Origin of the sequence: Bifidobacterium sp. W8103, from assembly GCF_016100775.1 — a bacterium.
GTDB lineage: Bacteria > Actinomycetota > Actinomycetes > Actinomycetales > Bifidobacteriaceae > Bombiscardovia > Bombiscardovia choladohabitans.
Genome location: NZ_JACFRV010000001.1, coordinates 1137631 through 1162804 on the forward strand (window position 1 = coordinate 1137631; position 25174 = coordinate 1162804).

A 25174-nucleotide genomic window follows, 5' to 3' on the forward strand; every position below is an offset into this window, starting at 1 on the left:
TGCAGTTATTGTTTCGCATGTTGGTGGAGAGGGTCTGATAGAACGGTGTCGTTCGTATAATCCATATAATCAACATGTTGCAGATGATGGTCTAGTGGCTTAACCGTCGCGGGATGGAACAGCAGTGGCACTTATCGTTCAGAAATATGGCGGGTCCTCAGTGGCGGACTCGGACTCCATCAAGCGTGTGGCCAAGCGCATCATTGATACCAAGCGCGCTGGTAATGACATCGCAGTGGTGGTTTCCGCCATGGGGGACACCACTGACGATCTGATCGATCAGGCCATGGATGTGGATTCCAATCCTCCTGCCCGCGAGATGGACATGCTCATGACGGCGGGGGAGCGCATCTCCATGAGCCTGCTGGCCATGAGCATCCATGCACAAGGCGAGCATGCTCATTCCTTCACCGGTTCGCAGGCGGGATTCATGACTGATGCACGCTACGGCGCAGCCCATATCCGCCATGTTCGACCCCAGCGGGTCATGAAGGCTTTGGACCGAGGCGAAGTGGGGATTGTGGCAGGCTTCCAGGGGGTCAACGCCGACGGCGATGCAACCACCCTGGGCCGTGGCGGCTCGGACACCTCGGCTGTGGCCCTGGCTGTGGCACTCAAGGCGGATGTCTGCGAGATCTATACCGATGTGGACGGCGTCTTTACCGCCGATCCGCGTATTGTGCCCACCGCCCGCAGAATCGCTCGTATCTCATACGAGGAGATGCTTGAGATGGCGGCCGGCGGATCCAAGGTGCTGGCCCTGCGCTGCGTGGAGTATGCCCAGCGCTTCCGTATGCCCATCCATGTGCGCAGTTCCTTTTCCCATCGTCCAGGTACGCTGATCATGCCCGACGATGTCGATGTCGACAAGATTCCCAATCTGGAGACCGGCCAGTTGCCGGATCGCCCCGCTGCACACACCGACAGGCAACGGGATATGACGGAAGGAAGGTCATGACCAACGGCGAATCCATGGGTGACTTGTTCCCGGACCTGAACGGCCCCGAGTCACCTATCATCTCAGGGGTTGCCCACGACCGCAGCGAGACCCAGGTCAGCCTGCGGGCTGTGCCCGACCGACCTGGCGTGGCCGCGAGGCTCTTCACCATCCTTGCCGAGGGCGGCATCAACATTGACATGATCGTCCAGGCCGGGGCGGCCACCGGAACCGTGGACATCTCCTTCACCCTGCCGTCCGCCCAGGCTGATCAGGTGGTCCCCATGCTGGATGACTCCCGTGAGCAACTGGGGTTCCGATCGGTCGACATCAATCCAGAGGTGGGCAAGGTGACCCTGGTGGGGGTGGGCATGAAGACCCATTCGGGCATCACCGCCACCTTCTTCCGGGCCTTGAGCGACCGGCATATCAACGTGCTCATGATTTCGACCTCCGAGATCCGCATCTCCGCCTTGGTGCCCATCCAGGACCTGGACGAGGCGGTACGGGCCATCCATACGGCCTTCCATCTGGATGCCGATCAGGTCGAGGCGGTCGTTTATGGCGGCACGGGTCGCTGAGCGGAGAGGAGAGAGCAATGACTGATAAGGCTGATTTGGCGAACAACGGTCGCCGAGGCATCAATGTTGCCGTTCTGGGCGCCACTGGCCAGGTAGGCATGGTCATGCGCCGCATGCTGGACGAACGGGACTTCCCGGTGGCCGACCTGCGATTCATGGCCTCCTCCCGGTCTGCCGGAGAGCAGCTGCGCTGGCGTGACAGGACCATCACGGTCGAGGATGTGGAGCAGGCCGACCTGAGCGGGATTGATCTGGCCATCTTCTCCGCCGGCGGTTCGACCTCAGGAACCTGGGCTCCTCGTTTCGCTGAGGCCGGAGCCTACGTGGTCGACAACTCCTCCCATTGGCGGATGGATCCCCAGGTCCCCCTGGTGGTGTCTGAGGTCAACCCCGAGGACCTGGACCTTATCCCCAGGCGGATCGTGGCCAATCCCAACTGCACCACCATGGCCTGCATGCCGGTGCTGAGCCCCCTGGCCAAGGCATACGGTCTGCGCCGCCTGATCGTCTCCTCCTACCAGGCTGTGTCGGGGGCTGGTCGTGCCGGCGTCCTCCAGCTGCGCGACGAAGCCAAAACGGCTGTGGAGCAAGGTGCTGACCGGCTGGTCTTTGACGGATCGGCCATCGAGTTCCCCCCGCCCACCAAAGTGGTGCGCACCATCGCCTTCAACGCCGTTCCTTTTATAGGAGACTTGGTCGATGACGGCAGCGGGGAGACCGACGAGGAGCAGAAGCTGCGCAATGAGAGCCGCAAGATCCTGCACCTGCCCGATCTGGCCGCCTCCTGCACCTGTGTGCGGGTAGGGGTCTTCACAGCCCACGGCATGAGCATCAATGCCGAGTTCGAGCACGATGTCACCCCCGACCAGGCCCGCGACCTGCTGTCCGAGGCCCCCGGAGTAAGTCTGGCGGAAATACCCACTCCTCTGGACGCAGCCGGCAAGGACCCCAGCTTCGTGGGCCGCATCCGCCAGGACCAGGCCGTGGAAGGCAAGAGGGGATTGTCCATGTTCGTGGCCAACGACAACCTGCGCAAGGGGGCGGCCCTCAACGCAGTGCAGATCGCCGAGCTGATCGTCCGTAAGCACTTCGCCGACAGGATCTGATTGTGCCTCTGGGCTGATTGTGTGGCATGACCCAAACATCCTGTGTTGCCCCTGGAGCATGCACTGATCGGCTCTGTCAGGCTCCGTCTGCCCGATGGCTTTCATGTAGGGTCACCCCTGCCTGGCTTCTGCTCGGCTCGAGGCTTGTGAGGCTTTTCTGCCTGCGCTCCTCTGCCGTTGATCCAGCTCGAGTATCCCCTCGGCCGTGTCACGGTCGGTTGCCAGTGCAGAGATAAGCCCGGCCCGCAGACAGGCGAGGATGCTGGCGACTTTTTGCGGCCCCCAGGCCACGCCTATGACCAGAGGGATCCGCTTCAGGCGTTCGAATTCAATCGATATAGTGCGTTCACACAGGCTGGTTCGGATGTGGCGACCCTGGGCATCGATGTGGTGCCCGCAGATGTGTCCCACAGCCTTGAGCTCGGTCACCTCCTTGATGAAAACCGCGTTCTCGTAGTCTTTGAAAATGTGTCCTGACCTTCCCTCCTTGACCGACCCCACTCCCACCACCGCAACGTCGGCATGTCCGCCCAGAGTCAGGGTGTCGGCGATCTGGCGTTCTTTGCGCATGGCTTCAGCCACGGGTTTCGAGGAAAGGATCATGGGCACCGGCAGCGTGGAATAGCTGCCACCCAGTCGTTGGGCCAGCATGCGGCATATCTCGGGGGAATCCGTCATGGGATTGGTTGGCGACAGGGAACCGATCATCTGCACGACCTTGGACTTTGCCCAGTTTTGCAGAGGAACTTCTCGAACCGTGTAGGCGACTGCGTTGCCATTGGAGACGGTTATCAAAGAGTCGGGCCTGGTCTGCTCAACCAGGAGAGATGCTGCGCTTCGGGGCACAACGTCATATCCGGTGCATCCTTGCGGTGGCTCCGAGACCCGGGCGCAACGGAGGTTGAATTGTCGGATCAGCCTGGACTCCAGGTCTTCAAGCCGCTCTAACGGATCTTCAATGGAGATCTTCACCAGTCCTCGGTCTTGGGCCTCTTTCAGCATTCGGGAGACGGAGGGACGGGAATAGCCTGTCGCCGTGGCGATCTGGGACTGCAGCATGTGATCCTGGTAATACATGCGGGCTACGCGAAGAAGCAGCTGGACCCGCTTGCGGGCATCGGAAGTGGTCATCATCTGTAAATCGCTGAACATATGTACATGTTATCAAAATCTGTAACAAACGGTCTAACTGCTCTGATTGGTCTAAAGAATGCCTTTTTTAATGGTGACAATGGAATATATAGAAAATTAAAGCCACAGTTAAAGTACATATGTTCATCAATATCCTTGTTGTTCTCCGATGGCTCACATAGTCTTTTTCCTGTCAGGGGCACCGGAAGGGAAAGCCTGATGACCGGTGCCGCGAAATCGCAGAGCACAAACAACAAAGGAGTTCACATGGCATTCGCACGAACCATTCTGGGTGATGTCGATCCGAGCACGCTTGGCGTAGTCAACAGCCACGATCATCTGATCCGGGTGGGGGCCGGTGAGGTCTACTTGGACAAGGACCATCAACTGGATTCAGTCGAGAAGGCGGAGACCGAGGCCGGCTATTTCGCCAAGGCCTCGCTGAACTGGAGCAAGCAGGGCGGCACCGTGGTGGATATGTGCCCCATCAACTGTGGTCGTGACATCGAGAAGCTGGCCGAGGTGGCCCGCTCAGTGGAGAACCTGCAGATCATCGGAGCCACCGGCTTCCACCGTGAGCATGTCTACCTGGAGACCCAGTCCCACTGGATCAACCGCTACAGCGTGGATCAGATCGCCGACCTGGTCATCGCCGATATCCGCGAGGGCATTGACCGCAACGATTACACCGGTCCTCTGGTAGATCGCAGCCCTTATAAGGCAGGCGTCATCAAGATCGGCACTGCTTACGGAGAGATCACACCCTTCGAACACAAGTGCATGGAGGCTGCCGCCAAGGCGGCCATCGAAACCGGCGCTCCCATCAACACGCACACCACTTATGGAACCTGTGGTCTGGAACAAGCCCAGACCCTGATCGGACTGGGGGTCCCGGCCGACCAGATCGCCATCGGCCACATCCAGCGCAACGCTGATGTCTACTACCTGGAGGAGATCCTGGACCTGGGCGTCTATCTGGAGATCGACGGCACCAACAGGATCAAGTATCAGCCCGATTCCAACAGGATGATGGAGCTCAAGGCTTTCAAGAAAGACGGCTATGAGGACCGTATCCTCCTGGGTACGGACTCCGGCAAGCGCTCCTACCAGAAGGTCTACGGCTCTGTGAGCGGCGTGGATTACAACCCGGCAGTGGACGGCCCCCGCATGATTGCCGAAGGCTTTGATCCCGATTATGTGGACAAGCTGCTCATTCGCAATGCCCACAACTTCTTCTCCTTCCGTAAGGAGGCCTGAGCGCAATGGCAGCAGACAAGACCCTGGAACGTCCCCAGCTCCAGATCGCTCTGGACACCTTTGATATGCCATCGGCCCTGAGACCTCTGAACGCGGCTATCAGCCAGGTCGATGTCATCGAGTGCGGAACCGTCCTGATCATCGCCGAAGGACTCAGGGCCGTGCGCGAGATTCGTGCCCTCTATCCCAATAAGACCATCCTGGCGGATGTCAGGATCGCCGAGGCTGGAGCGGTCATCTCCCGCGCCTGCTTCGAGGCGGGCGCCAGCTGGGTCTCAGTGGTTGCCGGAGCCACCATGACCACGGTCGAGCAGGTGGTGAAGGTGGCTCAGGAGTTTGGCGGCGAGGTCCAGATTGAGCTTGGGGAGACCTACGATCCCGAACAGGCGCGCGAATGGCGGCGACTTGGAGCCACCCAGGTCATCGTCCACCGTTCTCGCGATGCGGAAGCGGCCGGCAAACTGACCTGGGGGGAGGACGACAAGGAACGCATCCGTCAGCTGCATCAGATGGGCTTCAAGGTCACTGTGACCGGCGGGGTCACGGCCAAGGATCTGCCTTTCTTCCAAGGAGTTCCCGTCGGAGTGGTAATCTCGGGCCGCGGCATCGTCAAGGCTGATGACCCCCTTGCCGCCGCCACTGAACTCCGTGAGACCATCGGCAGGGTGTGGCCGCAATGAGTGGCAGCGTCACCCTGGGCATCTATGAGAAGGCCCTGAAGTCCCCCGCCGAGCCGGATGACTGGGATGCATTCATGTCCCATGTCGCGGCCGATGGGTTCACCTTCATGGATCTGTCCATTGACGAAAGCGACAAGCGGATGGCTCGTCTGGACTGGACGGCTGCCCAGGCTTCCGCATTCCGCCAGGCCGCTGACCGCCAGGGCGTCCAGGTCGGAGGAATCTGCCTGAGTTGCCACCGCAAGGTCGGCCCCGGCTCGGCCGATCCGGCTATCCGCCGTCAGGCCTATGACATCTTCCACAAGGCGGTTGATCTGGCTCATGAGGCGGGCATTCCCCTGATCCAGGTAGCCGGTTACTACGCCTACTACGAAGACCCTGATCTCGACCAACGCGCCAGGTATGTGGAGGTTCTGGCCAGGGCTGCTGAGTATGCTGCTCAGGCGGGTGTCATGCTGGGCATAGAGAATGTGGACGGCAATGACATCACCTCCATCACCAAGGGTCTGTCCATCTGCGATCAGATCGGGTCCTCATGGCTGAGCATGTACCCGGATATCGGCAACCTTTACGAGCAGGAGCTGGATGCCGTGGCTGAGCTCAGGGCTGGAGCTGGCAGAATGCTGGCCATCCACGTCAAGGATGTGCTCCCGGGGCAGCCGCGTCGCATCATCATGGGCGAGGGCTGTGCCGATTTTCCCACGGCTTTCGCCGAGCTGGCCCGGCAGTCCTGGTCGGGGCGGATCATGCTGGAGATGTGGAACGACGATTCGGACCAGGCCGATCAGATCGTCATGAATGCAAGGAAGAAAGTGGAAACCTGGTTGCGCGGGGCCGGCATGGAAGTGCTCGACCCCAGAGAGTGAGGCAAAGGTCGGCAGCCGCCACGGTTGCCGACTCGGGGGTGGTTGTGCCGGTCCTCCACCCCTTGGCATCAGCAGGGAGGCTATGATGCCAGCGGTCGTCCTTGGAGGGTCGACCCGATCGGTGCGAGTTTGAATGTGACAGGTCGTAATACGCACTGAAGTGGACGTCGTGGTCCATGCTGGAAAAACGACCGTGTAGACAAGGAGCAAGTGATGGCAGAACATGCATATGACCTTTCGACCATTGGGGAGGGGCAGATCAGGCTCACGGTCAGGAGGGGTGAGCGGCTGATGAACGCCCGGTCGGTCCTGATGAACCCAGCCTGTTCCGAGGCCAATGTGGCTGGAGTTCTGGCTCAGCTTCAGCGCAAGACCCTGTGGACCTCTTCGCTGCCGGAGGGGGTTTTGGGCGAATACGTCCTCAGCGAGTACAGGTCCGTGGGCGTTGATCTGAGCACCATGGTCCGCAAACCGGCCAGCCGAATCGCCCTCTACTTCATGGAGCCCGGCGAGCCCCCCATGCCGGCCAACGTCATCTACGACCGCGAGTACACCCCCTTCAGATCGACGGGGATCGAGGATTACGACTGGGACCGGATGCTGGACACCCGCCTGCTCTTTCTGACCGGCATTACGGCGGCTCTGACCGATACCACGGCCCAGGTGGTGACCTACGCAGCCGAACAGGCAGAAAAGCGGGGGATCGACATCGCCCTTGACGTGAACTTCCGCAGCAAGCTCTGGACCGGAGACCAGGCCAGAAGGGTTCTGGAGCCCATTGCTCACAAGGCCCGCATTCTCTTCTGCTCCATCAAGGATGCCAAAAGCGTCTTCGGAATCGAGGGGACCGGCGAGGAGGTCTGTGAGCAGCTCTACCAGCGCTTCGGCAATGAGTACATTGTTTCCACCAATCACCTGGATGGTCCTTACCTGAGGACCTCCAAAGGAATCAAGAAATACGTCACCACCACGGTTCCGGTGGTGGATCGTCCCGGCGCCGGGGATTCCTTCGTGGCCGCCACCCTCCATGGCTTCCTCTCCGATGATGTGGAGTGCGGTGTCAGATGGGGACAGCGGGCCGCCGAGTATGCCCTGACACATATGGGCGATCTGACCCGTATCCGCGCTCAGGAACTGGATATTCCGCTGGGCGGGGACATCAATCGCTGACCATTCCTTTACGATCCAGGCTCGCCGCAGCATTCTCCAAAAACGGAGAAGGCGGCCTGGATCCTCAGGTCAGACCCATACCGGGGGTCGGGCCGCCATCATTATGATCATCCGAGAAAGAAAAGCAACCCATTATGAGTGATACACATGTCACACAGGCCGGGGAGGCACTGACCGCTTACGAGCAGATAGACTCTCGTCCCCTGACCGGACATCAGAAAAGCATCATCGGCCTGGCCATAGCCGGCAATATATCCGAATTCTTCGATATGTTCCTGATTGGTTTCGTGGTCTCCCTTCTGACTTCGGCCTGGCATCTGACCGGGGTCTCCGCTGGCATTATCCTGGCCTGTTCCGGGCTGGGCACGGTCATCGGTTCCATCCTCTGGGGGCGTCTGGCCGATCGTTTCGGCCGTAAGCATGCCTTCCAGTGGTGTGTTCTCTGCTTCGTGGTCTTCACGGCCCTGTCGGTCTTCCTGCCTGACGGTGCCTGGATCCTGCTGGCCATCCTGCGCATCGGTGTGGGCATCGGCGTAGGCGGCCTTAACATCGTCTCCATCCCCTACGTCCAGGAGTTCGTGCCGGCCAGGCAGCGCGGCATGCTCTCCGGCCTGGCTTCGGTCTTCATCCCTTTGGGTCTGCTCCTGGGATCCGTCTCGCAGAGCCTGATTGGCGACAATTGGCGCGTGCTGGTGGCACTGGGCGTTATCCCCGTCCTCCTTCTCTTCTGGCTGGCAACCGTGCCTGAGTCCCCCCGTTTCTACCAGAGCGTGGGACGTGACGATGATGCCCGCAAGGCCTTGGCTTGGGCCCTGGAGCTTCCCGCGGACCAGGTCGGTGCCTTGCCCAAGGTCGAGCAGGAGCAGAAGGCCAGCTATCGTCTGCTCTTGTCCAAGCATCTCAAGCCGCTGGTCATCATTTCCGTCGGGTCCTTCTGCTTCATTCTGGGTTCCTTCGCCATCCAATCCTGGGGGCAGACGCTGATGAAGGATGCCTTCGGTTTTTCAACGCAGATGGTGGCCTACCTGTTCATGGGCGTCTCCGTGGCCGACTGCATAGGCAGATTCGGTTCTGCCTGGCTGGCTGACATCATCGGCCGGCGCTGGACCATGTTCTCCTTCGGCATCATCGGGGCCTTGGGATGCTTCTATGCAGCCTTCTTCCATAATTCCGGCTGGCAGTTCTACATCGCCGTCCTGGTCATAATGACTTTCGCTGACGGTGTTTTCGGCATTCTCAACGCCTTCGGCGGCGAGCAGTTCCCCAACGATGTCCGCTCCACCGGGCTGGGGCTGGGATACGGCATCGGCGCTACGGCCAAGATTGTAGGTCCTATATTCATGGGGCTCCTGGTGGGCGGCGACTATGTCTCCCAGCACATCAACATCGGCGTTGTCACCACGGCATTCACCTTCTTCGGTGTCTGCCTGGTCATCGGCGCCGTCGTATACCTCTTTGCCCAGGAGACCAAGGGCAGGGATCTGGAAAGCCTGTGAGGATGGACAGCAAGGTCTGCACGCGCAGGTAAGCAAACCGGGCCGGCTTTTCGCAGGGAGGGTCGGCCCCATATTGGAAATGGTGGTGGTTCTAATGACGTCCTTGGCTGATTTCCCTGACGAGGTACGTGTCGAAGTAGGTCTGGTCCGTGAGCATGTTGCTGCCCTGCATGAGCAGTTGATCAAGTGGGGGCTGGTGGTGTGGACGGCGGGGAATGTCTCACAGCGTCTGCATTCAGCCGACTTGCTGGTGATCAAGCCATCCGGGGTGCGCTATGAGCAGTTGACTCCGGAATCAATGGTGGTCACGGATCTGGAGGGGCATGTGGTGGATGGATCTGCCGCCCCCTCCTCGGATGTGTTTTCGCACGCTTACATTTACCGACACATGCCTGAAGTGTTTGGCGTGGTGCACACGCATTCGACCTTTGCGACGGCCTTCGCTGCAGTGGGCCGGTCAATTCCATGTGTATTGACAATGATGGGTGATGAGTTCGGCGGTCCGGTGCCGGTGGGTCCCTTCGCCTTGATCGGTTCGGACCAGATAGGTCGTGGGGTGGTCGAGACCCTGGCGGAGCATCCGGGCTGCCCTGCAGTGCTCATGCGCAATCACGGCCCCTTCACGGTCGGGGCGGATGCCGAAGCAGCGGTGAAGGCGGCGGCGATGACGGAGGAGGTGGCGCGTACGGTATGGGCCGCTGAGCAGATTGGTACGCCCGTGCCCCTGTCCGACGAGGACGTGGCCAGTCTGAACGACCGCTACCAGCACGTGTACGGCCAGCATTGAATCTAAATGCGATGTCTCGCCCCGGCATGCGGGTGACGCCAGCGCAGATGCTTGTCACGGCGGATTCGAATTAGACTGGAGACCATGACCAGATCTTCCCAAGAAGTGCAGCGGCAACTGGATCGGATCGTGGCCCTGGGCTATCCGGATGTGGCGGACATCAGTGCCGCCGCGTTCAGAGCCTTGGCCCAGCCCCTGATCTCCGCGCTGGAGTCCACTGAGCTGGGCGAGCAGATCCTGCTCATCCCTACCAGGGAGCTGGTCTCACCTGAGTCGCTGATCGCCCGGACCAGCATCAATCGCATGGCCGGCTTTACCACTATGCCGCCGCGTGACATCGCCAGCTTCCTGCCCCAGAACGGGTTCGAGCCGCCGGAGGGGCCCTTCTACCTCGTCCTGGAGCCACATACCGGTACCTGCTACACCAACCGCGAGCCTGATGTGGCCCGCAAGCTGATCGACTCCGATGATCGTCTTCCCCTGACCTTGGAGGAGGGTCTGGCCATCGCCACCCAGCATCCCGACTGGCTGGCGGTCAAGAACGGCTTCAACCTGCTGGGTTCCCACAGCGCCGATGGGCGCGTGCCCAGCATCTGGATGAGCCAGAACGCACCCCGTCTGGGTTCGGTCTGGCCCAACTCGCGCCACACCTGGCTGGGCAACGCTTACTGCGAGGGCCGTCGCGGCGTCTCCCTCTTCCAGTGAATCTTTTCTACCGAATCTTATGAATCCTATGCAGTGAGCACTCTGTCAGTGCTTGCATTGTGTAGTGTTCGCACCCTTGGCAACCTTGCGAATTATGCCAGGCTCTGTGCGCTCGCCTTCCCCTGCGTCGGAATGCGGACCCGGACTGCATGTCCCGGCTCTCCTCCGGTAAAATAATGGCACCCCCGGTACGGTTTTGGTCTGCCCGAACACCCATGGCCGGGTGACATTGTGGTTTCCGACGAACGAAAGAAGGAGGAGAGATGGATCAGGATCGTGCATCCGTGTTTGATCTTGCGGCCCAGGCCGCGGCGTCCAATGGAGGGAACAACGACCTGCTGCTGCCTCCCCCCAGGTTCGTGGGTTCGCCGCAGAAGCCCAGCGCTATGCCCTACAACAAATATGTGGCCTACAACAAGCAGGTCCCCTTTGACTACCCGCAGCGCACCTGGCCGGGCAAGACCCTGAAGCGGGCGCCCCGTTGGTGTTCGGTCGATCTTCGCGACGGCAACCAGGCCCTGGTCGACCCCATGGATTCCGAGCGTAAGCTGCGATTCTGGAATCTGCTGATCTCCATGGGCTTCAAGGAGATCGAAGTGGGCTTCCCCTCGGCCTCCGAGACCGATTACGACTTCATCCGCTTGCTGATAGAGCGCGAGCTGATTCCCGACGACGTGACCATCGTGGTCCTGACCCAGGCCCGCGAGCACCTGATTCGCCGCACCTATGAAGCCCTGCGTGGGGCCAAGCGGGCCGTGGTCCACTTCTACAACTCGGTCTCGGTCCTGCAGCGGGAGGTCGTCTTCCACAAGGACAAGGCCGGGATCAAGAAGCTGGCCACCGATGCCGCCGAACTCTGCCGCTCCCTGGAGGCTGATGCCGGGGGCACTGATCTTTCCTATGAGTATTCGCCCGAGTCCTTCTCCGGCGCAGAGCCCGAGTATTCCCTGGAGGTCTGCAACGCGGTCATCGACGTGATCCGGCCCACGCCGGAGCACCCCATGATCATCAATCTGCCCAACACCGTGGAGATGACCACCCCCAATGTCTTCGCCGACGAGGTGGAGTACATATCCACCAACCTCAGGGACCGGGATGCGGTGGTGCTCTCCCTGCACCCCCATAACGACGAGGGCATGGCTGTGGCCGCCACCGAGCTCAGCCTGCTGGCCGGGGCCGACCGGGTGGAGGGCTGTCTGCTGGGCAATGGCGAGCGCACCGGCAACGTCGACATTTGCACAGTGGGGCTGAACATGCTGGTCCAGGGGATCGACCCCCAGCTGGACTTCTCCGACATGCCCGGCATTCGTCGGACGGTGGAGTACTGTAATCAGATCGCCGTCTCCGAGCGGCACCCCTACGTCGGCAACTTCGTCTTCACAGCCTTCTCCGGCTCTCACCAGGATGCCATCAAGAAGGGCCTGGATGCCCGGCAGCAGGCGGCCCTGCGCGCCAACGCCAACCCCGACGACTTCCTCTGGCTGGTGCCCTACCTGCCCATCGATCCCAAGGATGTGGGCGGCAACTACGAGGCCATCATCCGGGTCAACTCCCAGTCGGGCAAGGGCGGCATGGCCTACCTGCTCAAGGCCAACCATCATCTGGATCTGCCCAAGCGCCTCCAGGTGGAGTTCGAGCGGTTGGTCCAAAGCTATGCTGACAGGACCAAGCGCGAGGTCAAGGATGCCGACATCTGGCGGCTCTTCAAGGACGAGTACCTGCCCGTGGAGGCCGGCGGGAGCGTGGTCGGCGGCGAGTCCATGGCCGACCAGCGCGACGAGACCCTGCAGCAGTGGGGCCGCTTCAAGCTGCTGAATGTGGCAGTCACCTCCGGCGAGGACGGTTCCGACACTGTTCTCGATGCCACCCTGCTGGATCGGGGGCTTGCCCCGGGCGATCCCGAGGAGCGTCGTCGTGTTCAGGGACATGGGAACGGTCCTATTGCGGCCTTCCTGGATGCACTCAAGTCCCTGGATCAGACCGTCTCGGTCCTGGATTACGCCGAGCACGCCATGACCGCCGGCACGGATGCTCTGGCGGCTTCCTACGTGGAATGCCAGGTGGGCGAACCGGCCAGGTCCCGGGTGATCTGGGGTGTGGGCATCGACTCGTCCATCTCCACCAGCTCCCTCAAGGCCATCATCTCGGCGCTCAACCGCTTCCAGCGCGGCTGAGGGCCAGAAAATCCAATACCCGTCATTCAGGTCCGATCCGGACGCACAGCTACGCCCGGGTCGGACCACATTGTCTGAACTGGTATACCGCTGGCTGGTTTACTCCTGGGTTGACTCGGTCCCTGAGTTGCCCTGAGTGCTGCCTTCGTTGCCGCCCTCATTGCTGCCGCTGTTGTCTTCGTTCTCCGTTCCACCTCCAGCGCCAGCGCCTGAACCACTGCCGGATCCGGACTGCCCCTGCTCGGAGTTCTGGCGCTGGGAGCGCTGCTGGGGGGCGTATGAGTATTCACGGTTGCGCGTGGACGAGCTGCTCTGCCTGGATCCGGTGCCCCAATTGCCTTCCGGGCCACCGACCTTGCCGTGGTCCTCTGCATCCGGGAAACGCTCCACCGGACTGTTGCCCAGGGCCGACTTCATGTATTGGGTGAAGAGCTGGACCGCATAGAAGTCGTCGTGATAGCGATCCGGCACCTTCAGGGCCCCGCCGTCCTGCCCCTGGTTCCAGACGGCGAAGGTGGTCAGGAGCGAGGGGGTGAATCCGATGAAGGAGATGGCGGTCTGGTCATTGGCCGTGCCGGTCTTGCCGGCGATGGGCCGCCCCAGGGAACGGGCATAGGACGCAGTGCCACGCTGGACCGTGGTGGTCATGGCCTTCTGCAGCAGAGCCACCTGATCGGCGTTGAAGACCTGATCCGACTGGATTGCGGCCGTGTAGAGCTCCTGATCCTTGGCGTCCTTGACCTGAGCGACCAGGTGCAGTTTGGGTCGTTGCCCCCCGTTGGCCAGAGTGGCGTAACCCTGGGTCACGTCATAGACCGAGAGAGCGTCCACACCCAGGGTGTCGAAGGTGGTCGTGTCGTCGATTTTCCCGGTGATACCGGCTGTGTGGGCCACCTGGGCAATCTTGTGTGAGGTCACGTGCTCGCCCAAGTCCATGAAGACCGTGTTGACCGAATTGGCGAATGCCGAGTAGAGGTTGATGTACCCGTAGCTGACATTACCGGCGTTGGCGACGGACTTGCCCACGCTGGAGAAGGTACGCGGTGAATTGCCGTTGAAGACCGTGTTCAGGCTGACCCCGTCCTGGATGGCGCCCAGGAGTGTGTAGGCCTTCATGGTCGAACCCACCTGGAAGGTCGCCTGGTCCACGTTGTTGAGCTGGTGTGTCAGGTAGTCGTCACCGGCGTACAGGGAGATGATGGCCCCGGTCTTGGGGTCGACCGAGAGCCCCCCGATTTGCAGAGTGGGCGGCAGATGCTTGTTTCCTGTGGACGGACTGGCCACTTGGAACATCAGATCCTGTTTGTCCTTTTGGATGGTGGTGATGATCCGGTAGCCGCCTGTATCCAGGTCGTCCGCTGTGAAGGGGGCCTTTTTGCCGGAGGACAGCTCATTGCGGACCATGCGTAGCAGGTAGCCGTTGGGTCCCTGGTAGACGTTCTGCGGCATGTATTTGATGGTCTGCGGCATTTGGGCGCTGACCCTGTCCTGATGACTGATGTAGTGGTCCTCCTCCATGATGGCCAGCACGCGGTGGAAGCGCGACTCGGCCTGCTTGGGGTTGACTGCCGGATCCCAGGAGGCAGGGGCGGGGATGATGCCAGCCAGCATGGCCGACTCAGGCATGGTCAGGTCCTTGGCGTCCTTACCGAAGTAGTTTTGCGCGGCGGCCTGGATCCCGTAAGCGCCACGGCCGAAGTAGATGGTGTTCAGGTAGTTGCACAGGACGGTGTCCTTATCCTCTGTCCTGGAAATCTTCAAGGAGAGAATGGCCTCGCGCAGCTTGCCCTTGTAGGTGGTGGTCTCGCCCAGATAGTAGCGCTCGGCATACTGCTGGGTGATGGTGGATCCGCCCTGACGGGTGCCTTTGGTCACGTTGTTGAAGAGCGCTCGGCTGATGCCTTTCAGGTCGATGCCGTTGTCCTTGTAGAAGGTGCGGTTCTCCGAGGCGACGACCGCGTTGCCCACATACTTGGGCAGGACCGAGCAGTCGATGATCTCCCGGTTCTGGTTGGCATAGGTTCCGATGGGGGTGGTGCCGTCCGCATAGTAGACCGTGGTCTTCTGTGCCAGGGCCTGCTTCTCAGGCGGGATGATTTCAGTGGTCAGATACAGGTATGCGAAGGCCGCCGCCCCGGCGACCAGCACCAGTCCCAGCAGGGCCAGGGTCCACTTAAGCACGCGATGCGACTTGTGGGGCCGTCTGCGACGTGGTCCGCCGCCCCGGGGATTCCGGTCGGCATGCCGCGAGGTGAGCCTGTCGGCACGATTCCTGCTGCCGCGCGCTTCGGACCGGGTCCTGCGTGTGGGCGAGGTCGAACTGACTGAACGAGTCTGATTGGCCATGCCAACCACGCTAACCGGCGGGGCTGAAAACTGTTCGACCTAAGGCTGAACGTTCATCATTTTCGTACGTTTGCGCCATCCTTGGCGGTCTGTACTGCCCATTCCACCATCCTATCTACAGGGAGAAGGTATGCTTAGGTTGGAATAACTCAGTAAATCAGAGGAGTTTGTATGAGCATCCGTGTAGCTATAGCGGGCGTGGGCAACTGCGCTTCCTCGCTGGTACAGGGAGTCGAATATTATAAGGACGCCAAGGATGATGACAAGATCCCGGGCATCATGCACGCCAATTTCGGCGGCTACCGCATTCGTGACGTGGAGTTCGTGACCGCCTTCGATGTGGATTCACTCAAGGTCGGCAAGGACCTGAGCGAGGCCATCTTCGCCTCGCAAAACAACACCTACAAGTTCTGCGACGTCCCCAACAAGGGCGTGGAGGTCCTGCGCGGGCCGACCGGCGACGGGCTGGGCGAGTACTACAAGAAGATGATCACCGAGTCGGATGCCGAGCCCGTGGATGTGGCCCAGGTCCTGCGCGACAAGAAGGTCGATGTGCTGGTCTCCTACCTGCCCGTCGGCTCTGAACAGGCTGACAAGGCCTACGCCACCGCCGCCATCGAGGCCGGTTGCGCCTTCGTCAACTGCCTGCCTGTCTTCATCGCCTCCGACCCCGAGTGGGCCCAGAAGTTCCGCGATGCCGGTCTGCCCATCGTGGGTGATGACATCAAGAGCCAGGTTGGCGCCACCATCACCCACAGGGTCATGGCCCGCCTCTTCGAGGACCGCGGCGTGCGCCTGGACCGCACCTATCAGCTGAACGTGGGCGGCAACATGGACTTCATGAACATGCTGCAGCGCACTCGCCTGGAGTCCAAGAAGGTTTCCAAGACCCGTGCAGTCACCTCCATCGTCCCTCACGACATGGATCCCCACAACGTCCACATCGGTCCTTCCGACTACGTGGCCTGGCTGGATGACCGCAAGTTCGCCTTCGTGCGTCTGGAGGGCACCACCTTCGGTGACGTCCCGCTGAATCTGGAGTACAAGCTGGAGGTCTGGGATTCGCCCAACTCGGCCGGCATCGTCATCGATGCCCTGCGCGCCGCCAAGATTGCTCTGGACCGCCATCTGGCGGGTCCGGTGCTGGCACCCAGCTCCTACTTCATGAAGTCCCCCGCTGTCCAGCATGAGGACAACGAGGCCCGTCAGCTGGTCGAGGATTACATCGCCGGCAAGGTGGAGGGCGACGAGAGCGCCCTGGATGCCGATGTCAAGGCCGCCAAGGAGAACGGCAAGGACGTCTGGCACGCCTGAGCCTGCAAATGCTGCCTGATTGATTTCTGAGGCGCCTGTTTGAAGGGTTGTCTTGGAGGCATGAACGGCAGATGCTTGGTCTAAAGAAGGCCGGCCACTTTCGTGAGTGGTCGGCCTTCTTATATTCGGATTGGAATAGGAGCTTCGGATCAGCCGACTTCGTCTGATGCTGGACTCTTCGGTCTCATGCTCCCTCCAAGGATTGCCTCTGACGGGACGATAGGGATCTGATTCCGGCTTCAGTCCTGGTTGTGGCCCACCAGGGGAGCGATCCGCTTGTCCCAGGCATCCAGGGCCGAGTTGATGACCTGGTGCATGTCATAGTAGGCGTAGGTGCCCAGGCGGCCGCCAAAGACCACCTTCGGCTGTTGGGCCGCCAGCTGCTTGTACTGGGTATAGAGGGCCCGGTCGTCGCTGGTGTTGATGGGGTAGTAGGGCTCGTCGCCCTTGCCGGCGAAGCGGCTGTATTCCTCCCAGACCACGGTGCGCTCATGGTTCTGCCGGTCGTAGCGTTCGGGGTTGAAGTTCTTGAACTCGATGGCGCGGGTATAGGGCACGTCAGGATCGGAGAAGTTCATGACCGGGCAACCGAAGTGGTCGTCCTCGTCGTAGCGGCGCTCCTTGAAGTCCACGGTCCGCCACTTGAGCTCGCCCAGACGATAGTCGAAGTAGCGGTCGACCGGGCCGGTGTAGACCACGGGGACCTGTCCCACCAGAGCATCCCGATTCCAGGGCTGGGAGTTGTCGAAGAAGTCGGTTTGCAGACTCACCTGGATGCGGGGGTCGTCGATCATCCGCTCGAACCAGGCCGTGTAGCCGTCCTTGGGCAGTCCCTCCCAGGTGTCCTTGAAGTAGTGGTTGTCGTAGTTGAACCGCACCGGAAGCCGCTTGATGATGGAGGCGGGCAGCTGGGAGGGGTCGGTCTGCCATTGCTTGGCCGTGTAATTCTTGATGAAGGCCTCGTACAGGGGCCGGCCGATCAGAGAGATGCCTTGGTCATTCAGGTTGCTCGGGTCGGTCCCTGCCAGCTCGCCAGCCTGCTCCCGGATCAGTTCCCGGGCCTGCTGGGGGGTGTAGTGGGCGTGGAAGAACTGGTTGATGGTGCCCAGGTTGATGGGCAGGGGGTAGACCTCGCCCTTATGGGTGGTGTAGACCCGGTGGGTGTAGTCGGTGAATTCGGTGAAGCGATTGACGTACTCCCAGACCTTGCGGTTGGAGGTGTGGAAGAGGTGGGCACCGTACTTGTGGATTTCGGCTCCCGTCTCCTCATCCATGAAGGAGTAGGCGTTGCCGCCGATGTGGTCGCGCACGTCGATTATGCGTACCCGGGCTCCGCTGTGCTCGACCGCCTGCTGGGCCACGGTCAGACCAAACAGGCCAGCGCCCACAATCACCAAATCAGCATCCATGTCAGCCATTCGTCTTCAGCCATCCGTCCCTTGTCGCTGTTGATGTCGGCTGGCTACTGTCCGTTGCCAGGTCCGGCATGATCCGTGATCAACCGCTGGAGTACGGCGATCCTGTTGCCTACATGCTATCTGACAGGTCTGTTCGGGGAAGCAGTGGGCGGTAATATCGACCGAATACGCACCTGGCATGGATGGGTCGGCGCTTTCCGGTGGACAAGTGGAGCCTGTCTGCTATCATGGTGACTTGCTCTCACGTGGCGTTATGTCACCCAATCCCCCCAGGGCAGGAATGCAGCAAGGGTAAGTGGCCTCTGGCGGGTGCGTGGGAGTTTTCCATATTTGTCATGACTGTGTTGGCTGGAGTCGTGAAAACAACGCGTTAGTCGGACGGGGTGTCGGCTGTCGACCCAGGGGTTGGATAGAGTCTTGAGGTATGACCAACAAGCACAAGCAGGGCGAAGCGCAGCAGACCTGGTACCGGAGCCCGAATGAGCAGACCGAAGAGGATGGCAGTCATATTGACCGGGATCCCTTGACGTCTCGCCCCCGGATTTCAGCCTTGGTCCTGTGCCTGGTCGCCGGCCTGGTCTGCCTGGGTCTGGCTGCTTTGGTCTGGTGGGCGGCTGTCTGGACTGTTCCCGGGCAGACCTATGACGACATGGCCCTGACCAACTTCCGCGGTTTCCTTGACCAGTCGCCCCTGGTCAAGGCCTACCTGGGACTGTTCACTGCTCCTTATGTGACTGTGGTGATCTGCGTGGTGCTGGGTCTTGCAGCCCTGGCGGTTGTTCTGGCTCGCCGCCGGTGGTGGCTGCTCGGCCAGGTTGCGATTTATGCTCTGGTGGTCTACGGGGCGGCGCGTGTTCTCAAACGCTTCCTGCCTCGTCCTGTGCTGATCCATGCTCAGGCCTCCGCAGCCAATTCGGCTCCATCCGGGCACACCATCCTGGCTCTGGCGGTGATCCTGGTCCTGCTCTGTGTGGTGCCGCGCGTTTGGAGGGCCCCGGTCGCCTTGATGGGATTCGCCTTTGACCTGTCCGTGGGCTGCTCGCTGGTGCAGGGTGGCTGGCACCGCCCCTCAGATGTGGTCATGGGCATTCTTATTCCGGCCGGCCTCTGTCTTATTGCTCTGGCCGCCACTCGAGGCACCGGGATGGATGTTCCTGGGACCAGAATGTCCTCGGCTTCGATCCAGATTGTCTCCACACTGATGTTGGTTGCGGGGTTCCTGGGAGTTCTCTACGCCTGCTATGTCATCTGGCAGGTCAGTCCTGGTCTGGAGATTGGAGCCCGGTGGACGGCCTATGGGGTGCACTGCTCGGCTGTCATAATGATGGCCTCGGTTCTGTCGCTGACCCTGGGACTGGTTCTGGCAATGAGGCAGATCACGGCCTCGCCTCTGACCAGGATGGGCCTTGTCGGTCGGCCTCCGGCTCCGCCTCAAAATGACTGAAACCAATCCCTGAGCGTACTGAGCACCTCTGATTCATCCACCATCGGACTCAGGGATCCACAGCCGTGCACATAACCCCTTGATTTGCATGGTGACGGAATCTCGTGAGTAAGATGGCGTGCGAAAGAACACAATATAAGGAGAGGCCATGGCATCCGGCAATAAGCTCGTCATTGTTGAGTCGCCAACCAAGGCAAAGAAGATCGGCGGGTACCTGGGCAAGGGCTACACGGTCATGGCTTCGGTGGGCCATATCCGCGACCTGGCCCAGCCATCGCAGATCCCGGCCTCCCAAAAGAAGGCTTACGGCAAGTTCGGCGTAGACGTGAACGATGGCTTCAAGCCTTACTACATCGTGGACGACAAGAAGAAGCACACGGTGTCCGAACTCAAGAAGGCGCTGAAGAACGCCGACGAACTCTATCTGGCCACTGATGAGGATCGTGAGGGGGAGGCCATCGCCTGGCATCTGGTCCAGACCCTCAAACCCAAGGTGCCGGTAAAGCGCATGGTCTTTCATGAGATTACCCCGGAGGCCATCAAGAATTCGCTCAAGCACACCAGGGAAGTGGATGCCCACATGGTCGACGCCCAGGAGACCCGCAGGGTGCTGGATAGGCTCTATGGCTACGAGCTTTCTCCGGTGCTCTGGCGCAAGGTGGGTCCGGGGCTGAGCGCCGGGCGTGTCCAGTCGGTGGCGACCCGGCTGATTGTGGAGCGCGAACGTGAGCGCATGGCCTTCGTCAAGGCCTCCTACTGGGATTTGCTGGCGCGTTTGGTGCAGAAGGATGCCGGGGAATCGGCGTCGTCGAGTGGTTTTCAGGCACGGATGATCAGCCTGGGGGAGCAGCGGCTGGCGGTCTCCAAGGACTTCACATCCAAGGGTCAGCTGACGCAGGCCGCTGCCAAGGAGCAGGTCCTGCAGCTGGATGAACAGCATGCCCGGAGCCTGGCAGAGGCTTTGAAGGATCAGGACTTCACGGTGACGGGTATGGAGACCAAGCCCTATCGGCGGCGTCCCCAGCCCCCATTCACCACGTCTACCCTGCAGCAGACGGCTGGCAATCGGCTGGGCATGAGTTCCCGGGCCACCATGCGCGCAGCCCAAGGGCTCTATGAGAACGGGTTCATCACCTACATGCGTACGGATTCGGTCACCCTCTCCCAGGAGGCCATTGCCGCTGCCCGCAAGGGGGTCGAGCGTGAGTACGGGGCCGAATACCTTTCGGCCGAGTCCAAGCAGTATGTGACCAAGACCGCCGGCGCCCAGGAGGCCCACGAGTGCATCCGGCCCGCCGGCTCCACCTTCCATAGGCCCCAGGATCTGGCCGACCGTCTGGCTCCTGACCAGCTCAAGCTCTACACCCTGATCTGGCAGCGCACCCTGGCTTCGCAGATGGCCGACGCCACCGGGTCCACGGCCACCATCCGCCTGGCGGCGCAGGCTGGCAAGGAGGGAACGGCCCTCTTCCAGGCTTCAGGCACCGTCATCAAGTTCCCTGGCTTCCTCAAGACCATGGGCGCAGGCCCTGAGCAGGCTGATGAGGATTCATCCCTGCCTCCGGTCCAGCAGGGGGACGTACTTCGTGCTGCCTCGGTAGAACCTGAGGGGCATGAAACCCAGCCGCCGGCCCGTTACACCGAGGCCTCTCTGGTCAAGACCCTGGAGGCCAAGGAGATCGGTAGGCCTTCCACCTATGCCAGCATCATCTCGACCATCATTGACCGCGGATACGTCTACGAGCGCGGCCGTGCCTTGATCCCCTCCTGGCTGGCCTTTTCGGTAGTCAGATTGTTGGAGACCAATTTCCCCAAGTATGTGGACTATCAATTCACGGCGCAGATGGAGAACGGCCTGGATATGATCGCCCATGGCAAGGAGCGAGGCAAGGACTGGCTGACTCGGTTCTACTTCGGTTCGGGCCCGGGTGCCGCTCAGAACGCCGACCAGGCCCATCAGGGTCTGCAGGAGCAGGTGGCCCAGCTGGGTGACATCGACGCCCGCAAGATCAACACCATCGAGATAGGCGATGGCCTGCAGGTGAGGGTCGGCCGCTATGGCCCCTATCTTGAGGATACGGCCGACCTGGATGCCGACGGCAACCCCAAGCGGGCCTCGTTGCCGCCCACCATGGCTCCGGACGAGCTGACCGTGGCGGCGGGCCATGAACTGATCGCAGCCAACGCCGGCGGTCCCCGTCAGCTGGGCAAGGATCCGCAGACCGGTGGTCGGGTCGAGGTGCGCAAGGGCAGATTCGGGCCCTACGTGGCCCTGATTAGTCCCGAGGAGGAAGCTTCTGAGCAGAAAAAGCCGACTGGCAAAACTGCACGGACAACCAAACAGGCTGGTCCTAAGCCCAAGATGGCATCGCTTTTCAAGACCATGGATCCGGATACGGTCACCCTGGAGGATGCCCTGAAGCTGCTCAGCCTGCCCAGGACGGTGGGCAGCATCGAACTGACCGATGCCAAGACGGGAGAAACCAGCCAGGCCACCGTCACAGCCAGCAACGGCCGTTATGGCCCCTATCTGACGGCCACCAAGGCCGACGGTGGCACCGAAACGCGTTCGCTGACCGACGAGGGACAGATCTTCACTATCGACCAGACCGGGGCCAAGGCCCTCTTTGACCAACCCAAGTACGGACGGCGTTCCCGGAGCGCGGCCAAGCCTCCTCTTCGTGAGCTGGGTACGGACCCTGACAGCGGCAAACCCGTCACCATCAAGGACGGGTTCTACGGTGTCTACATCACCGACGGGCAGACCAACAGGACCCTGCCCAAGCAGTACACGGCCCAGTCCATTGAACCGGAGGTGGCCTTCCGCCTGCTGGCAGAGAAGCGCGCGGCCGGACCAGCCAAGCGGCGCGGCCGGACCACCCGCAAGTCGACTGCACGAAAGTCCACGGCCCGCAAATCGGCATCCAGCAAATCTGCAGCTGGCAAGTCGGCCACTCGCGCCCGCAAAGCCACAAAGAAGACCAAAACCACCAAGACTTCCAAGACTACGGAGCATCAGGCATGAGCGATGGTTTGTTCATTTCCTTCGAGGGCGTGGATGGTGCAGGCAAAACCACCCAGGTCCAACAAGCACACAACTATCTGCAGGAGCGTGGCCTGCGATCCCTGGTTACCCGCGAGCCAGGGGGCACCCCTGTCGGATTGACCATCCGGGAACTCGTCCTTCACGGTTTGGCCGCCTTTCCCTCGGTCGCCGTGACCGGGGGTACCGACGTGGTTGACTCTTCCGACGATCTGGCCCCCAGGACCGAGGCCCTGCTCTATGCGGCGGATCGGGCCGAGCATGTGGCCCAGGTGGTGCGTCCGGCTCTGGAGCGAGGAGACATTGTGCTCTGTGACCGCTACCTGGACTCCTCAGTGGCCTATCAGGCCGGAGGCCGTGATCTGTCTGCGGATGTGATTCGTCGGCTGAGCCTGTGGGCCAGTCAGGGCCTTATGCCCAAGCGCACCTACCTGCTGGACGCGGATCCGTCTCAGTCCGAGTCGCGTCTGGATCATGAACCCGATCGGCTGGAGTCGGCTGGCGACGACTTTCAGCAGCATGTGCGTCAGGCATTCCTGCAGCTGGCACAGAAGGAGCCCGACCGGTTCCTGGTTATCGATGCCACCCAGTCCATCGACCAGGTCTGGCAGATCATCCAGGACGATTTGGACAAGTTGGTCGAAGGGCGTGAGCCGGATCTGCCTCAGGTCGATGATGACAATGACGACGCTGACGCCCATGACGATGCCGACGAGGATGAATCGACGGCAGGCTATGAGGACGATGAGCAGGGTGCCGAGTCGGATTGGACCCAGGCTATGGATACGCCCGATCAGGCACCGGAGGCTGATACCGACCAGGACGACCAGTCCGTGGAGGCAGGAACGGTCGGCGGGGATGCTGACGATGATTCGGTTCCTGTAGGTTCCCGCGCTCGCTGGCTGCTCCGGTCCCGGCTCCTGCGGAAGACCCGATGAGCGTCTGGGACGCCATTGTGGGCCAGCAGCTCACGGTCGAGCTACTCAAGCGGACGGTGGCCGCTCAGGCGCAGGGTCATGACGAGGTGGCGCAGTCCTGGCTGATCTGCGGCCCGCCTGGATCAGGGCGATCCAATCTGGCCCGGGCTTTCGCGGCAGCCCTGATCAGCCCGGATCAGGGATTGAGCGACCAGCCCACCCGCGTCACTCAGCAGGTTCTGGCCGGAACCCATCCGGATGTGACCATACTGTCCACCAACAAGGTCACCATCGGCATCAACGAGGTCAGGGAGCTGATCATGACCTCGGAGCAGATGCCTTCAACCTCGCCTTGGCGGGTCATCATCATCGAAGACGTGGACCGGATGCTGGAGCGGACCACCAATGTGCTGCTCAAGGAGATCGAGGAGCCTGCCGAGCATACAATCTGGCTTCTGTGCGCACCCAGCGCCCAGGACGTGCTGCCCACCATCCGATCACGGACCAGAGTGCTCAACCTGGCGGTGCCGTCCAACACCGCAGTGGCCGATTTCCTGACTGACCAGGTGGGGGTGGACCGGCCCCTGGCCGCCAAGGCCGCCCGTCTGGCCCAGGGGCACATCGGCATCGCCCGCCTCTACGCCACCAGGGATCAGGTCCTGGCCGACCGTGATGAGCTGGTAGTGGGCCTGCTGGGCCTTAGACGCGCTTCGGATGCCGTGATCCTGGCTGGCCGGGTGGTGGATGCGGCCCGGGACCAGGCCACCGCTACCGTGGACGATGAGGTGGCCAGGGACGAGCGGGAGTTTCGGCAGATCAACGGCCTTAGGGACAAGGAACGTATTCCCCGTCAGCTTCGTGGGGCCTATCATGCCTTGGGTGGCAAGGATCAGGTTCGCCGTAGGGTCACCAGACTGACCCGGGATGTGCTGGACCGCAACCTGAGCACTCTGGCCAGTGTCTACCGGGATGTGGGCGTCCTGCAGAACGGCGCTGAGGAGAAGGCTGGCCTGGTCAATTTGGAGAATCGGGCGGCAATTGCTGATCTGTCCGTCAGGCTCTCCAGGCAGGGGGCCATTGAACGCATCCAGCTGATTGCCCGGGCTCGCAGGAGACTGGCTGCCAACGGTTCGCCGCTCCTGGTCTTCGAGGCCCTCTTCTGCACTCTGCTGGTCTGAGTATGAACTTGACCTCGTCGGCCGGGCGGGCGAGAATCGAACCATGAGGATTATCACTGATTTCGGCACTATTCCCGATCGGTACGCCAAGCGCGCCCCTCAGTCCCTTACCCGAAAGGGACGTCCTGTAGTCTCCTTCCCCTTCCGACTTGAGGATGTGCCCCGGGAGGCCCACTACCTGCACTGGATGCTGGTGGATCCTGACTCCGTGCCCGTGTGTGGCTTCCCCTGGATTCACTGGTCCCTGGCCAACCTGCCCATCGAGGCTTTGCTCGCCTTGCAGCCTGAGGGGACCGGAAGCTCTGTTCTGGCGATTCCCGAAGACTTCTCCAGGAATCTGTCTAATCTGATTCCCGGCGTGCCCCAAGGGCGCACCTCGGCAGCCTCACCCCTGGTCATGGAGGAGGAGATCGCTGACGACCCCGCCGTGCTTATGCGTTACAATGGTCCTACGCCTCCGGACCGGGTTCATGACTATGTGCTGTCGGTCTGGGCCACACAAGAGGCTCTGCCGGGTCTGGAGGAGGGGTTCTGGCTGAATGCCCTGGCCCATGCCATCCATTCCGCCCAGCCTGTGGCTGCAGCGGCTCGTGCCTGGCTGCCTGCCGATGCATGAGAATTTGA

19 protein-coding genes, 1 other RNA gene and 1 pseudogene are annotated in these 25174 nt (G+C 61.3%); 18 read left to right on the forward strand and 3 right to left on the reverse strand.

Annotation, left to right across the window (positions count from 1 at the left end):
* The first annotated feature begins 124 nt into the window (after positions 1-124).
* From H3U90_RS04275 to H3U90_RS04285, 3 genes are read left to right on the forward strand one after another with little or no spacing between them, the layout of a single operon-like run.
* The gene (locus H3U90_RS04275) at positions 125-958 is read left to right on the forward strand and encodes an aspartate kinase (protein WP_198177181.1); all 834 of its coding nucleotides are present in this window, start codon (positions 125-127) and stop codon (positions 956-958) included.
* The gene (locus H3U90_RS04280; RefSeq protein ID WP_029678247.1) at positions 955-1518 is read left to right on the forward strand and encodes an ACT domain-containing protein; all 564 of its coding nucleotides are present in this window, start codon (positions 955-957) and stop codon (positions 1516-1518) included. The genes H3U90_RS04275 and H3U90_RS04280 overlap by 4 nt, the downstream gene beginning before the upstream one ends.
* Before the next feature lie 17 nt (positions 1519-1535).
* Complete coding sequence (locus tag H3U90_RS04285; RefSeq protein WP_198177182.1) at positions 1536-2624, forward strand: aspartate-semialdehyde dehydrogenase; 1089 nt, start codon at positions 1536-1538, stop codon at positions 2622-2624.
* A gap of 111 nt (positions 2625-2735) precedes the next feature.
* Here the strand turns inward: H3U90_RS04285 and H3U90_RS04290 are convergent, their stop codons facing one another.
* A complete protein-coding gene (locus H3U90_RS04290) occupies positions 2736-3776 on the reverse strand; it encodes a sugar-binding transcriptional regulator (RefSeq protein WP_232340480.1) in 1041 nt (346 codons plus the stop codon).
* A 246-nt stretch (positions 3777-4022) separates the two neighbouring features.
* Here H3U90_RS04290 and H3U90_RS04295 point away from each other — a divergent pair, with 246 nt between their 5' ends.
* From H3U90_RS04295 to leuA, 8 genes are all read left to right on the forward strand, one after another.
* Positions 4023-5012 carry a phosphotriesterase family protein gene (locus tag H3U90_RS04295; RefSeq protein WP_045935859.1) on the forward strand — a complete coding sequence of 330 codons (990 nt, stop codon included), beginning with the start codon at positions 4023-4025 and terminating at the stop codon, positions 5010-5012.
* Between the two features lie 5 nt (positions 5013-5017).
* Complete coding sequence (locus H3U90_RS04300; RefSeq protein ID WP_198177183.1) at positions 5018-5692, forward strand: 3-keto-L-gulonate-6-phosphate decarboxylase UlaD; 675 nt, start codon at positions 5018-5020, stop codon at positions 5690-5692.
* Positions 5689-6558 (forward strand): L-ribulose-5-phosphate 3-epimerase, encoded by an 870-nt coding sequence (locus H3U90_RS04305; protein ID WP_198177184.1) that lies wholly within the window; start codon positions 5689-5691, stop codon positions 6556-6558. The genes H3U90_RS04300 and H3U90_RS04305 overlap by 4 nt, the downstream gene beginning before the upstream one ends.
* 213 nt (positions 6559-6771) lie before the next feature.
* Complete coding sequence (locus tag H3U90_RS04310; RefSeq protein ID WP_198177185.1) at positions 6772-7728, forward strand: sugar kinase; 957 nt, start codon at positions 6772-6774, stop codon at positions 7726-7728.
* Positions 7729-7862: 134 nt separating this feature from the next.
* A complete protein-coding gene (locus tag H3U90_RS04315) occupies positions 7863-9224 on the forward strand; it encodes an MFS transporter (protein ID WP_198177186.1) in 1362 nt (453 codons plus the stop codon).
* 94 nt (positions 9225-9318) lie between these two features.
* Positions 9319-10011: an L-ribulose-5-phosphate 4-epimerase gene (locus tag H3U90_RS04320; protein WP_024626963.1), complete on the forward strand. Its 693-nt coding sequence runs from the start codon at positions 9319-9321 to the stop codon at positions 10009-10011.
* Between the two features lie 84 nt (positions 10012-10095).
* Positions 10096-10716, forward strand: a complete 621-nt coding sequence (locus tag H3U90_RS04325; RefSeq protein ID WP_198177187.1) for a DUF5701 family protein — start codon at positions 10096-10098, stop codon at positions 10714-10716.
* Positions 10717-10979: 263 nt separating this feature from the next.
* Positions 10980-12890, forward strand: a complete 1911-nt coding sequence (gene leuA / locus H3U90_RS04330) for a 2-isopropylmalate synthase (RefSeq protein ID WP_198177188.1) — start codon at positions 10980-10982, stop codon at positions 12888-12890.
* Positions 12891-12989: 99 nt separating this feature from the next.
* Here leuA and H3U90_RS04335 read toward each other — a convergent pair whose 3' ends face one another.
* Positions 12990-15236, reverse strand: coding sequence for a transglycosylase domain-containing protein (locus H3U90_RS04335; protein ID WP_198177189.1), 2247 nt, complete (start codon positions 15234-15236; stop codon positions 12990-12992).
* A gap of 171 nt (positions 15237-15407) precedes the next feature.
* On the opposite strand from H3U90_RS04335, the gene H3U90_RS04340 reads away from it, so the two are divergent.
* Entirely contained in the window at positions 15408-16550 is a 1143-nt protein-coding gene (locus H3U90_RS04340) for an inositol-3-phosphate synthase (protein ID WP_029678243.1), read from the forward strand.
* A 239-nt stretch (positions 16551-16789) separates the two neighbouring features.
* Here the strand turns inward: H3U90_RS04340 and glf are convergent, their stop codons facing one another.
* The gene (glf, locus tag H3U90_RS04345; RefSeq protein ID WP_198177190.1) at positions 16790-17968 is read right to left on the reverse strand and encodes a UDP-galactopyranose mutase; all 1179 of its coding nucleotides are present in this window, start codon (positions 17966-17968) and stop codon (positions 16790-16792) included.
* 235 nt (positions 17969-18203) lie between these two features.
* Here glf and ffs point away from each other — a divergent pair.
* From ffs to H3U90_RS04375, 6 genes and pseudogenes are all read left to right on the forward strand, one after another.
* Positions 18204-18294: signal recognition particle sRNA small type (gene ffs / locus H3U90_RS04350), an RNA gene on the forward strand.
* A 98-nt stretch (positions 18295-18392) separates the two neighbouring features.
* Positions 18393-19412, forward strand: coding sequence for a phosphatase PAP2 family protein (locus H3U90_RS04355; RefSeq protein ID WP_198177191.1), 1020 nt, complete (start codon positions 18393-18395; stop codon positions 19410-19412).
* Positions 19413-19560: 148 nt separating this feature from the next.
* The gene (topA, locus tag H3U90_RS04360) at positions 19561-22437 is read left to right on the forward strand and encodes a type I DNA topoisomerase (RefSeq protein WP_198177192.1); all 2877 of its coding nucleotides are present in this window, start codon (positions 19561-19563) and stop codon (positions 22435-22437) included.
* Positions 22434-23087, forward strand: a pseudogene (gene tmk / locus H3U90_RS04365) (dTMP kinase); the annotation flags it as partial. The gene topA and the pseudogene tmk, both read left to right, overlap by 4 nt.
* A 302-nt stretch (positions 23088-23389) precedes the next feature.
* Positions 23390-24550 carry a DNA polymerase III subunit delta' gene (locus H3U90_RS04370; protein WP_198177194.1) on the forward strand — a complete coding sequence of 387 codons (1161 nt, stop codon included), beginning with the start codon at positions 23390-23392 and terminating at the stop codon, positions 24548-24550.
* A 43-nt stretch (positions 24551-24593) separates the two neighbouring features.
* Positions 24594-25166 carry a YbhB/YbcL family Raf kinase inhibitor-like protein gene (locus H3U90_RS04375; RefSeq protein ID WP_198177195.1) on the forward strand — a complete coding sequence of 191 codons (573 nt, stop codon included), beginning with the start codon at positions 24594-24596 and terminating at the stop codon, positions 25164-25166.
* Positions 25167-25174 lie beyond the last annotated feature (8 nt).